General features: G+C 35.7%; 8 protein-coding genes. All 8 read right to left on the bottom strand.

Translation table 11 applies throughout. The features are described 5' to 3' along the window. Positions 1 to 37: 37 nt before the first annotated feature. The 8 genes from GON26_RS08035 to pgmB all read right to left on the bottom strand — a co-directional run bounded on the left by GON26_RS08035 (position 38) and on the right by pgmB (position 11,984). Complete coding sequence (locus GON26_RS08035; RefSeq protein ID WP_160374317.1) at positions 38 to 685, bottom strand: HAD family hydrolase; 648 nt, start codon at positions 683 to 685, stop codon at positions 38 to 40. A 4-nt stretch (positions 686 to 689) separates the two neighbouring features. Continuing rightward, positions 690 to 1,898 (bottom strand): BaiN/RdsA family NAD(P)/FAD-dependent oxidoreductase, encoded by a 1,209-nt coding sequence (locus GON26_RS08040; protein WP_160374318.1) that lies wholly within the window; start codon positions 1,896 to 1,898, stop codon positions 690 to 692. Positions 1,899 to 2,005: 107 nt separating this feature from the next. Further along, positions 2,006 to 2,683 (bottom strand): glycerophosphodiester phosphodiesterase, encoded by a 678-nt coding sequence (locus GON26_RS08045; protein WP_160374319.1) that lies wholly within the window; start codon positions 2,681 to 2,683, stop codon positions 2,006 to 2,008. A 170-nt stretch (positions 2,684 to 2,853) separates the two neighbouring features. Then, positions 2,854 to 4,521, bottom strand: coding sequence for an alpha-amylase family glycosyl hydrolase (locus tag GON26_RS08050; protein WP_160374320.1), 1,668 nt, complete (start codon positions 4,519 to 4,521; stop codon positions 2,854 to 2,856). A gap of 133 nt (positions 4,522 to 4,654) precedes the next feature. Continuing rightward, a complete protein-coding gene (locus GON26_RS08055) occupies positions 4,655 to 6,514 on the bottom strand; it encodes a glycoside hydrolase family 13 protein (RefSeq protein WP_160374321.1) in 1,860 nt (619 codons plus the stop codon). 198 nt (positions 6,515 to 6,712) lie between these two features. After that, positions 6,713 to 8,827: a glycoside hydrolase family 97 protein gene (locus tag GON26_RS08060; protein ID WP_160374322.1), complete on the bottom strand. Its 2,115-nt coding sequence runs from the start codon at positions 8,825 to 8,827 to the stop codon at positions 6,713 to 6,715. Positions 8,828 to 8,895: 68 nt separating this feature from the next. Further along, positions 8,896 to 11,187, bottom strand: a complete 2,292-nt coding sequence (locus GON26_RS08065; RefSeq protein WP_160374323.1) for a glycoside hydrolase family 65 protein — start codon at positions 11,185 to 11,187, stop codon at positions 8,896 to 8,898. Between the two features lie 140 nt (positions 11,188 to 11,327). Continuing rightward, the gene (gene pgmB / locus GON26_RS08070; protein ID WP_160374324.1) at positions 11,328 to 11,984 is read right to left on the bottom strand and encodes a beta-phosphoglucomutase; all 657 of its coding nucleotides are present in this window, start codon (positions 11,982 to 11,984) and stop codon (positions 11,328 to 11,330) included. Between the last annotated feature and the right edge of the window lie 2 nt (positions 11,985 to 11,986).

The raw sequence follows: 11,986 nt of genomic DNA on the forward strand, positions 1-11,986 counted from the left end.
GTAAAATCTTGTTAATTAATTTTTGATTCCTAATATTTCAAAGGATCCGAATTAAATCTAAAGGAGAGTTTATAACCAATTGTGCTCCGGTAGCAATTAATTCTTTTTCTGTTCGATAACCCCAAGACACGCCAACAGGAAACATTTTAGCATTCGTTGCCGTTAGCATATCAATATCAGAATCTCCTACAAAAAGAATTTCTTCTGTATTAAAACCCCAATTTTCAGCTATAGCAATTGCTTCAAACGGATTGGGTTTTTTAAGGTTTTCAAAACTTAAACCTACAGGAATATCAAAAGAATCAGGGAAAATTTCGGAAGCTATTTTTTTGGTTAGTTCATCAGCTTTATTAGAAAAAATGGCTAATTTGATATTTTTTAAACTTAAACTATTCAATAAGTCAAGAATACCTTCATATGGTTTGGTTTTTAAAGTGCAATTGTCTCGATATTGAGTAACCATATTTTGAAAACAAGTCTCAATCTGACTTTCAGAATTGTTGGTTGACGGGAGTGCTTTGCTTACTAAATTTCGTAAACCGCTGCCGATAAAATATTGATAATCATCATAAGTATGTGTCGGGTAATTTAGAGCTGTTAAAACGGTATTCATTGCATCTGAAATGTCTTCTAATGAGTTTACTAACGTTCCGTCTAAATCAAAAATAATTCCTTTAAATTTCATTTTATTAAATGTTATTCGCCACAATAAACCCACTCGTCCAGGCATTCTGAAAATTAAAACCTCCTGTTATAGCGTCTATATTTACAATCTCTCCGGCAAAATATAGGTTTTGATGCAATTTACTTTCCATGGTTTTAAAATTGATTTCTTTTAAATCGATTCCGCCAGCGGTTACAAATTCTTCTTTAAAAGTACTTTTTCCGTTTACCTGAAATGTTGCTTTTGTCAATTGTAAAGCTAAATTTTGTAATTGATTTTTAGATAAATCCGCCCATTTTGTATCTACTTCAATTGCAGAAGCCAAAACCAGACTTTCCCACAATCTGTTTGGGAATTCAAAAGGAGATTTTTTAGAAACTGCTTTTTTGGCGTGTTCTTGTTTTAAGTCTTTCAGAATTTTTTCGGCATCTTCGGTATCCACATCATTCAACCAATTGACAAATATCGTAAACTGATAATTTTTATCGAAAAGTGTACGCGCTCCCCAGGCAGAAAGTTTTAAAATAGCCGGGCCGCTCATTCCCCAATGCGTGATTAATAAAGGTCCGGTCGATTCGAGTTTAGTATCTTTTACGTTTACAGTAACCTGAGCCGCAACTCCGGGTAATTCTTTTATGCGTGAATCTTTGATATTGAAAGTAAATAGGGAAGGAACGGGGCTCACAATGGCGTGCCCTTGCGTTTGCAGCATTTCCCAGATTTTAGGATTGCTTCCTGTTGCCAAAACCAGTTTTTCGGCAGCATAATTTTCGTTTTGAGTGTCAATTTTCCAGCAATCTTCTTTTTTGAAAATCGATTGTACGCTTTGTCCTGTCAATATTTTGATTCCTAATTTTTCGGTTGCTTTTAAGAAACAATCTATAATGGTTTGAGATGAATTAGAAACTGGAAACATTCGCCCATCGTCTTCAATTTTCAATTCAACACCATGTTTTTCGAACCATTCGATCGTATCGCCGGAGCAAAATTGATGAAAAGGGCCACGAAGTTCTTTTTCGCCACGAGGATAAAATTTGACCAATTCATTCGGTTCAAAACAAGCGTGGGTTACATTACATCTTCCGCCGCCGGAAACGCGTACTTTCGAAAGCACTTCTTTTCCTCTTTCCAGAATAGCAATTTTTAGTTTCGGATTTTTCTCAGCAATATTAATTGCTGTAAAAAAACCTGCTGCGCCACCACCAACGATAATTATGTCGAAATTTTGAGCCATTTTTTATTTTTTTCGCCACTCCCGATAGCTATCGGGATATTAAGATTAAAATGATTTTAAAAAATCTGTGCTAATCTTTTTAATCTGTGGCAATATTTTAATTCTAATTATATTTTATCCGGAAAATCAGTGATGATTCCGTTTACTTTATATTTTTTTATTTTTTGAATGTCTTCCAATTCATTTATGGTCCAGGGGAAAACAAGTAATCCGTGAGCCTGTATTCTCGTAGTATTTTCTTGATTCAATAAATGAAAATCAGGATGAATAGCTTTTGCCTTTATGGTTTCGGCGAAAGCCAAAGCCAATTCAAGATCGGTTTCGGTTAAAACACCAATCGGGATTTTTGAATTCAGATTATGAACTTCCTGCAAAGCACTCCAGTCGAAACTTGAAACTATAAAATGCTCATAACTCCAGTTTTTATCCAAAATATATTCTTTAATTAATGCAGCGACAGACTGCGGTGTTTCTTTGCTTTTCAATTCGATATTAATCAAACATTTTTTATCGACTAAATCAAAAACTTCTTTTAAAGTTGGAATTTCATATTTATCTGCAACCAAAAACGATTTCAATTCGGACAAAGATAAGGTATTTACAAAACCTTTTCCGTTGGTCATTTTGTCGATGGTTTCATCGTGAATTACCATAATTTGTCCGTCGGAACTCAGGTGAACGTCGAGTTCGATTCCGTCAGCATTTAAGTCTAATGCTTTCTGAAAGGCTGCTAAGGTATTTTCGGGTTCATAACCTTTGGCTCCGCGATGCGCAATTTTTAGCATTGTTTCATTTTATGAAGGTTCAAAGAAGCAAAGGTACAAAGGCTCAAAGAAAGAAAATGATTGTTGCGAAATTTTTACTTCAATAAAAAGTTTAGCCACTCCCGATAGCTATCGGGAGTGGCTAAAAAAAAACTTTGCGAAACTTGCGTAAAACTTTGCGACCTTTGCGGTTAAATGCGTTCCAATAATACGATATCAAATTCACTATCAATAATTACTTTCCCATCAACAACTTCAATTTCCTGATTAGAGTAGATATCTCTTAGTTTTGTTCCATTTTGGAAAAGAGAATTTACAGTAAGTTCTTTTTTGCCTTTTGACAAATCCAAACCAATAATTACTTGGTCTGTAAAAGTTCCTTTTGAGAAAGTTCTCGAAAATATGTACGGCTGACTACTTATTTGAGTATGAATCCCGGCTCCAACTGCAGGATGATTTTTTCTGAATTGCCCCAGTTTTTGCCAATGTAAAAGTGTTTTTTGCGTTTCCGGATTGTTTTGAATGGCATCCCAATTCATGTTCGAGCGTAAAGTGGCATCGCCCTGAGTACCTTCAATCACAAGTGAGCGAGCCGATTCATCGCCATAATAAACCTGCGACATTCCCGGCGAAAGTAATAATTTGGTTCCGGTTTCGATGTTTTTGGTACGATTGGCATCAAAAGGCTGGCCGTCATCGTGCGAAGACATATAATTGAGAACACTGTAGCCTTTTAATTCATTATTTAAAGCGTTTGAATATTTCGAAAATAAACCTTCATAATCATTTTGAGCAGCGTTCCACTTAAACTCAAAATTAATCATGCTGTTGAAACCATTCTGAAAATAATTTACTTTTCGATCACCAAAATCATAATCCTGGCCGCCACTGATTCCGTAACCGTAAACTTCGGCAATGGTATAAAATGGATTCTGATCCAGTATCTGTAAAGGATGATGTTTTTTCCAGGTTTCAAATGCGTAATCGCATTCTTTCTTGAAATCGGCCCAAACGTCTTCGTTAGTATGTTTTACAGTATCGGCTCTGTAGCCATCAATTCCGAACTCTACTATATAATCTGTCAGCCATTTTATGATGTAATATTTTGGTGTTCTCGGATATTTTGTTCTTTTAAAAAATTCATCCAGCGAAGCGATTTCTTTTTCGTAACGTCCTTCTTTTTTCCATTTTTCGATTAAAAAAGAAGGTAGTTCCACTTCCTGAGTACTTTCTGTTTTTACATCCGGGAGATTATCTACCAAAGTACACATGGTTGTATTTTCGAATGATTTGTAATCGCAAACAACGCCTGTTCTTACCCAGTCTTCCGGCCAAATTGGATCTTCGGGCGTTACCGGACCCGTGTGATTGATGACGCCGTCTAAAATAATTCGGATGCCTTTTTCGTGTGCTTTTTTTACCAAATTTGCCAAATCTTCCTTAGTGCCAAAGTTAGGGTCCAAAGCCGTCCAGTCTTTCGCCCAATAGCCATGAAAACCATAACTAAGGCCTGTTCCTTCATTAACACCATCATGAATCTGTTCTACAATCGGCGTAAGCCAAATAGCATTAATCCCAAGTCTGTCAAAATAACCTTCTTCTATTTTTTTTGTAATTCCAATAATATCCCCACCTTCAAAACCACGCAGTTTTGCCGGAGTTTTGGTGCGGTTAAAATTTAAATCATTCGACGGATTTCCGTTATAAAAACGATCGGTAAGTAAAAAGTAAACATTAGCTCCTTCCCAGACGAAAGGTGTTTTCGAAGTATTTTCGTTATTCATTGAAACTGATTTTGAGCCAGAACAACTCGTGATTAAGAATACTAAAGATAACGAAAGGAAAGTGTATTTTTTCATTTATTTAAAGTTTAACAACCATTTATAATTTGACTAATAGAAAAAAATCCGCCACGAATTCACGAATTATTTTTGACAATCTTTGATTATATTAATTCGTGAATTCGTGGCGGAAAAATTATGTTTTGTTTTTTTATTCCAGTTCCAAAACTACTGCCGATTTTGGTTCCAATGTAATTTCAGTAGTTAAATCGAATGTTTTTCCGGAGATAATATCTTTTCCAGATTTAAAGTTTTGGATGTTTTCTTTAAAACGATTTGTTTTGATAGTTTGCTCTTTTGCATTGTTATTAAAAACCACCATAACCGTTTTGGTATCTGTATATCTAAAATAAACATACGTATTGTTTTCCGGAATGTAATGTGTCATTTTTCCAGAATGTACCGCTTCGTTGGTTTTTCTCCAATTGAATAATTTCGAAGTAAAATCGAAATATTTTACCTGCTCAGCAGTTCTTCCTGCTGCGGTAAAAGCATTGTTTTTATCGCCATTCCATCCTCCGGGAAAATCCTGACGAATATCGGCATCACCTTTGCTTTTGTCACCGCCCATTCCAATTTCTGAGCCGTAATACAATTGTGGAATTCCACGAATGGTAGCTAATAACGTCATGGCTAGTTTGTATTTTGGAAAATCGTATTTGAACTTATCATTCATACGATCGGTGTCGTGATTTTCGGCAAAAACCAAAATGTTATTCGTATTTGGATACAAATAATCCATAGCAAAATTGTTGTAGAATTTGATCAATCCGTTATCCCAAGTCCCTTCACTTTCGTTAAAAGCAGAAGTAATCTGACTTTGAAGCGTAAAATCCATTACAGAAGGCAAATTCGAATTGTAGTTTTCGATTGCGCCAATTTTACTGTCTTTCTGCCAATACGCTAAATTGGCCTGATTGTGCATCCAGATTTCACCCACAATATTAAAATTTGGATATTCGTTTGTAATCGCTTTTGCCCAATTTGCCATTGCAGCAGGATCAGAATAATTATATGTATCTACTCTAAAACCATCAAGATTGGCAAATTCAATCCACCAAATAGCATTTTGAGTTAAGTATTTTGCAACCAAAGGATTTCGTAAGTTCAAATCGGGCATTGAAGGTACAAACCATCCATCGGTACAAATTTCTTTGTCTATTTTTGAAGCGTGAATATCAGTCAGAACTTCACGTCTGTGGTGTGTCTGTGTAAAATTTTCGAATTGATTAAACCAGGTTTTTGTTGGAATATCTTTCATCATCCAATGCGTAATTCCCCAGTGATTGGTTACATAATCCATCACCAATTTCATGTCTTTTTTATGCATTTCTGCAGATAGGCGAGCGTAATCATCATTGGTTCCGTAACGCGGATCGATTTTATAAACATCAGATTGTCCGTAAGTATGATACGAATGCTGCTTGTCATTGTCTTCACACAAAGGCGTACTCCAGATAGTCGTGGCTCCCAAAGACGAAATATAATCCAGGTTTTTAATGATTCCTTCGATATCGCCACCATGACGGCCTCCTGGTTCTGCACGGTTTCCTTTTTCAGTTAAATTGGCATCGCTGTCATTTTTCGGATTTCCATTAGCAAAACGATCCGGCATGATTAAATAAATCATATCAGAAGCATCGTAGCTTTTTCGGTTAGCCGAATTTGCTCTTCTTTCTTTCAGTGAATATTTCTGAGTAAAAGCGACTTTGTTTTTAGTTTTAAATGAAAAAACGAATTCAGAAGCTTTTAAGTTTTGCGTATCGATAGTAACAAAAAGATAGTTTGGATTTTCTGTTTTCTCTACATTTTTAATCACAACATTGTTTGAAACAGATGCTTCGTATTGTGCAATATTTTTTCCGTAAAACATAATTTGCAGCTCTGGATTTTGCATCCCTGCGTACCAAAATGGCGGTTCTACTTTCTGGATTTGCGCTTTCGCGGAAGCGGAAAATAATAGAACAAGTAGAATTAATTTATAGAAAGAAAGGTTTGTTTGAATTCTCATAATTTATAGATTAAGTTTTCCTGCAAGATTTCTAAAACCTTGTAGTTATATTTGAGAAAAATTTAAATCTACAAGGTTTTAGAAACCTAGCAGAAGTTTTTATAATTTAAATTAAAAAAAAAATGTAAGAAACAATTAAGGTAAAACTGGGGAGGTTTCAAATTAAATGAACTTACATTTTTTATAGGTTTTTTAAAATTATTTAGTTTCGATTACACTAATAGCATAACCACCACCCGGAGCAGATAACTGCGATAATTTTGATTTATTTGTTACATTGATTTTCTTAATCGTGTACGCTTGCGGATTAGTTTTGTAATGCGCGTCTTTTGCATCTGCATAAATTGTAGCGGTATATTTTTTACCTTTTTCAAGGAAACTAAAATCGATGTTTGAGGTACGTGGTGTTTCACCGTTTACGTTCCCAATGAACCAATTATTTGTTCCTTTTGCTTTACGGGCAACGGTAACATAATCACCCGGCTCAGCTTCCAGATATTTACTTTCAGACCAGTCAATTGCAACATCTTTGATGAATTGGAAAGCATCTGGAAAACGGTCGTAATTCTCAGGAGTATCAGCCGCCATTTGCAACGGGCTGTACATCGTAACATACAATGCCAATTGATTGGCAATGGTGCTATTTACATGAGATTTATTGTCAGGATTCATTTTGCTGATATCCATTTCGAAGATTCCCGGAGTGTAATCCATCGGACCTCCAATCAAACGGGTAAATGGCAAAACCGTAACGTGATTTGGTTTCGAACCACCAAAAGCCTGGTATTCTGTTCCGCGGGCAGCTTCGTTACCAATTAAGTTTGGATAAGTTCTGCAAATTCCGGTAGGGCGAATCGCTTCGTGAGCATTTACCATGATTTTATAATCAGCTGCTTTTTCAACAGCATACTGATAATGGTTTACAATCCATTGGTCGTAGTGATTTTCGCCACGAGGCAAAATATCTCCAACATAACCGCTTTTTACAGCATCGTATCCGTTGTCTTTCATGAATTGGTAAGCCTTGTCCATGTGGCGTTCGTAGTTACGAACAGAACCTGAAGTTTCGTGGTGCATAATCATTTTTACACCTTTAGATTTTGCATATTCCTGAATCCCTTTTACATCAAAATCCGGGTAAGGCGTTACAAAGTCAAAAACATAATCTTTGGTATGACCAAACCAGTCTTCCCAGCCTTCATTCCAGCCTTCTACCAAAACAGCATCAAAACCATGCTGTGCTGCAAAATCAATATATTTTTTTACATTGGTATTGTTTGCTCCGTGAGTTCCGTTTGGTTTTGCTTTAGAGAAATCAGAAACACCCAATTGTACTGTTGGAAAATCATTAGTATAAGACCAAGAGCTTTTTCCTGTAATCATTTCCCACCAAACACCAATGTATTTTAGCGGCTTAATCCAGGAAGTATCTTCTATTTTTGAAGGATCATTCAAGTTCAAAGTCATTTTCGAAGTCAAAATTTCACGCGCGTCATCGCTCACGATAATTGTTCTCCAAGGTGAATGATTAGGTGCCTGCATATATCCTTTGTCTCCTTTTGCATCCGGAGTTAACCAGGATTCGAAAATCATATTTTTATCATCCAGATTCAGGTGCATACAAGAATAATCAATCAAGGCTGCTTCGTGCAGGTTGATATAGATTCCGTCATTAGATTTCATCATTAATGAAGTCTGAACTCCAGTATTTGAGAAAGATTTTTGCGAAACATTAGCCGTATATGCTTTCTCAGATAAACCTCGAATTTCAGATAATTTTGATTTGGTATAATCGTATTCCTGAGTATCATAATCACCAGGAATCCAAAATGCCGTGTGGTCACCCGTCATAGCAAATTGTGTTCTTTCTTCTTTGATTACGAAATACGTAAGGTTTTTTTGTGCCGGGAATTCATAACGAAATCCTAAACCGTCATCGAATAAACGAAAACGAATTACGATTTGTCTGTCGGTACTTTTTTGGTTTAAAGTTACAGCAAGTTCGTTATAGTGATTTCTAATGGTTGCCACTTCACCCCAAACTGGTTTCCAGGTTTCATCAAAAGTAGATGTTTTGGTATCAGCAATTGTAAAATCATTTAAAAGCGATTGTTTATCGTTTTTAAGTTCCAGTCCTAATTTACTGGTTTTTACAACTTCTTTATTTTTATATTTTAAGTTGTAAGTTGGCGTTCCGTCATTTTGAAGCAAAAACTCCATAACGAATTTTCCTTCGGGTGATTTCAATTGTTGCGCTTCCGCTAAAGTGCTAAATGCGAACAAAATGAAGCTTGCAAAAAATAATTTTTTCATTTTAATTTTTTTAAATTTATGCTGTAAAGACGTACTGCAGTGCGTCTTTACTATTGATCTGTGAATCTCTACAATTTGGCAGCCAAAATTGTTTTTCCGTTAACGTTGATCGCCAAATCCTGATCGCCATCAACAGTAAAAGTAGTTTCGTTATGATTAACAGCTACTTTTAGAATTTGATTTCTAAAATTGATTTTAAACGAATACCCTTTCCATTCTTTTGGAATCTTTGGTGAAAAATGAAGCTGGTCATTTTTTACACGCATTCCGCCAAAACCTTCTACAATACTCATCCAGGTTCCCGCCATTGAGGTGATGTGACAACCTTCTTCCACTTCTTTATTATAGTCATCTAAGTCTAAACGTGAAGTTCTCAAATAGAACGTATAGGCCATATCCATCTTGTCTAAAACAGCAGCCTGAATCGAGTGCACACAAGGTGAAAGTGAACTTTCGTGAACGGTAAAAGATTCATAAAACTCAAAATTGCGCTGCAACTCTTCTCTTGAAAAATGATCTTCGAAGAAATAAAAACACTGCAAAACATCGGCTTGTTTGATATATGGCGAACGTAAAACACGATCCCAGGACCATTTTTGATTGATTGGTCGTTGTGATTTGTCTAAATCTTTTACACGAACCAAATCTTTGTCTAAGAAACCATCTTGCTGCAAGTAAATGCCTAATTCCTCAGAAGTTGGAAAATACATATTATCAGCTACTTTTTTCCATTCCTGGATTTCATTTGCAGAAAGGCTTACTTTTTCCAGCACACGTTTGTGATCTGATGGATAATCTGTCGCGACTTTTTTAATTTGTTCCGATGTATAATCGATACACCATTTTGCAATATAATTGGTGTAGAAATTATTGTTGATATTGTTTTCGTATTCGTTTGGACCTGTAACACCCAAAATCACATATTGATTTTTATCTTTTGAAAAAGAAGCTCTTTGGTGCCAAAAACGTGCAATTCCGATTAGAACTTCCAGACCTTTTTCAGGAATATAAGAGTAATCGCCGGTATAACGGTAGTAATTGAAAATCGCAAAAGCAATCGCACCATTTCTATGAATTTCTTCATGTGTGATTTCCCATTCGTTATGGCATTCTTCACCATTCATGGTAACCATTGGATACAAAGCCGCTCCGTTTTTGAAACCTAAATTATCTTTGGCATTTTCGATCGCTTTGTCCAATTGATTAAAACGGTACGTCAATAAATTTCTTGCAACCTGCTGATCTTTGGTCGCCATATAAAACGGAATGCAATATGCCTCTGTGTCCCAATAAGTTGATCCGCCATATTTTTCTCCTGTAAAACCTTTTGGACCAATATTCAAACGGGAATCTTTTCCTAAATAAGTTTGATTTAACTGAAAAATATTAAAACGAATTCCTTGTTGCGCTTTTACATCGCCATCAATGGTAATATCCGACATTTCCCAGATTTTACCCCAGGCTTCAATTTGGTTTTGAAGTAAAGTATCATAACCTAAGCTTAATGCTGATTTTATTGTTTTTTCGGCTGCAGCCAAAGTGTTTTCGTGATTCAAAGAAACGGTATAACCACCAATTTTCTGAATGGCTGAGGTTTGTCCTTTGGCAATAATGGTTCCGTAAGTAAACTGCACTTTATCCGCAGAAGAATCGATTGTAGATGGCGAAATATTAACATTTTCGCCATTTGCTAAAATCGTATTGTGCATAAAGGTGGTCACTTTAAAATGCGTTTTATAGGTTTGAGCCGTTACAAAAGCCTCACTATTTGATTTTTTTACTTCTAATGGTTCCCAGAATTTCTCTTCCCAGTTGGCATCTTCATTGGTTACACCAGCATCAACGTATGGTTTGTAAACAATTTTTGCATCTTTGTTCAGAGGGGTGATTTCGTATTTGATGATTCCCACTTCATCCAAATCCAATGAGAGGAAGCGACGAACATTTACGGCAATTTCAGTTCCGTTTTTCAGTGTTGCTTCAAAAGAACGATGGTACCATCCTTCTTTCATATTCAATTCTCTACGGAAGTTTTTAACTTCGGAACAATTGTTTAAATCCAGGTTTTCTTCGTTGATTTGAACGTCAATTCCAATCCAGTTTGGTGCATTTAAAACTTTCGCAAAATACTTTGGATAGCCATTTTTCCACCAGCCCACTTTGGTTTTGTCCGGGTAATAAATTCCGGCAATATAACTTCCCTGAAAAGTCTCGCCTGAATAGGTTTCTTCAAAATTAGCGCGCTGTCCCATAGCACCGTTTCCGATACTAAAGAGACTTTCGGATGATTTTACTCTTTCGACATCAAATCCTTCTTCTATAATTGACCAATTATCTGGTTTTATATAATCTTGGTTCATCTTTTTAATTAGATAATGAGGCAATTTGATAATTAGATAATTGCCTTAGTTTTTAAATACCTTTTTTACATTCATTTAAGTAATTGCAGCATTAGAATATTCGTTAATGAGCGTAATTATCTCATTGACACATTTTCTAATTATCCAATTAACTGTTCTATAAAGCTTTCTTCGATTGAAGTAAAATCTTTAAAAATATAGTCAGCTTCATGTAAAATTGTTTCCTCACCAATTCCTACGCTTACCATTTCGCCTATGTTTGCTGCCTGAATTCCGGCAACAGAGTCTTCGAATACTATTGAATCTTTTGGTTCAATGTTTAATAATTGAGCCGCTTTCAGGAAAACTTCCGGATCCGGTTTTGCATTGGTAACATCGTTTCCATCAACAATTACATCAAAATAATGTAGAATTCCGGTTTTCTCTAAAATGGGTCTTGCATTTTTACTGGCAGAACCCAATGCAATTCCTTGTTTTTTATCTTTTAATAATTGCAGAATTTTATAAACTCCAGGAAGAATCTCGTTTTCGTCCATGTCAACTAAATAAGATAAGTAATCTTCGTTTTTCTGAATTAGCCATTTGTCTTTGTCTTCCTGCGAAGCCTGAACATTTCTTAATCCCAGAATTATATCTAACGAACGCACGCGGCTTACTCCTTTAAGTAATTCGTTGTGTTCGTGTGTAAAATTTATATTTAACTCCTGAGCAATTTTTTGCCAGGCTAAAAAATGGTATTTGGCGGTATCAACAATTACACCGTCAAGGTCGAAAATGAATGCTTTTTTATTACTCATTA

This window comes from Flavobacterium hydrocarbonoxydans, from assembly GCF_009789235.1.
Lineage (GTDB): Bacteria > Bacteroidota > Bacteroidia > Flavobacteriales > Flavobacteriaceae > Flavobacterium > Flavobacterium hydrocarbonoxydans.

Coding starts and splice junctions, on each gene's coding strand:
- GON26_RS08040 (WP_160374318.1), bottom strand. CDS start 1,898: ATGGCTCAAAATTTCGACATAATTATCGTTGGTGGTGGCGCAGCAGGT.
- pgmB (WP_160374324.1), bottom strand. CDS start 11,984: ATGAGTAATAAAAAAGCATTCATTTTCGACCTTGACGGTGTAATTGTT.
- GON26_RS08060 (WP_160374322.1), bottom strand. CDS start 8,827: ATGAAAAAATTATTTTTTGCAAGCTTCATTTTGTTCGCATTTAGCACT.
- GON26_RS08035 (WP_160374317.1), bottom strand. CDS start 685: ATGAAATTTAAAGGAATTATTTTTGATTTAGACGGAACGTTAGTAAAC.
- GON26_RS08055 (WP_160374321.1), bottom strand. CDS start 6,514: ATGAGAATTCAAACAAACCTTTCTTTCTATAAATTAATTCTACTTGTT.
- GON26_RS08045 (WP_160374319.1), bottom strand. CDS start 2,683: ATGCTAAAAATTGCGCATCGCGGAGCCAAAGGTTATGAACCCGAAAAT.
- GON26_RS08065 (WP_160374323.1), bottom strand. CDS start 11,187: ATGAACCAAGATTATATAAAACCAGATAATTGGTCAATTATAGAAGAA.
- GON26_RS08050 (WP_160374320.1), bottom strand. CDS start 4,521: ATGAAAAAATACACTTTCCTTTCGTTATCTTTAGTATTCTTAATCACG.